We start from the raw sequence: 270 nt of genomic DNA, 5'->3' as shown, positions 1-270 counted from the left end.
CAGCGCTGCGATTTACGACACGCGCGTCAACAACCTGATCGCGTACAACCCGGCGACGTTCTCGCCGATGAACATCGGCCGCGCGCATATCCGCGGCATCGACCTGTCGTACAAGGGGACGATCGGCCGGTCGACGCCGGTCAGCATCGCGGTGGGCATCCTGAATCCGCAGGACGTGACCAACGAAAGCTGGCTGAGCCGCCGGCCGCGCCAGACCTTCAGCGCGAGCGTCGACCACACGTGGGACGAATTGCGCCTGCATGCGTTGAG

The 270-nt window shown here is 65.2% G+C and carries 1 protein-coding gene; it reads left to right on the top strand.

The window, feature by feature from the left end:
* On the top strand, nucleotides 1-270 hold a 270-nt coding region (locus SB816_RS31900; RefSeq protein ID WP_410548229.1), incomplete at both ends, for a TonB-dependent receptor domain-containing protein.

The sequence above is a fragment of the Achromobacter sp. SIMBA_011 genome (genome assembly GCF_046535435.1).
Classification (GTDB): Bacteria; Pseudomonadota; Gammaproteobacteria; order Burkholderiales; family Burkholderiaceae_B; genus Achromobacter; species Achromobacter dolens.
This window is presented reverse-complemented; position numbering and strand designations above follow the sequence as displayed.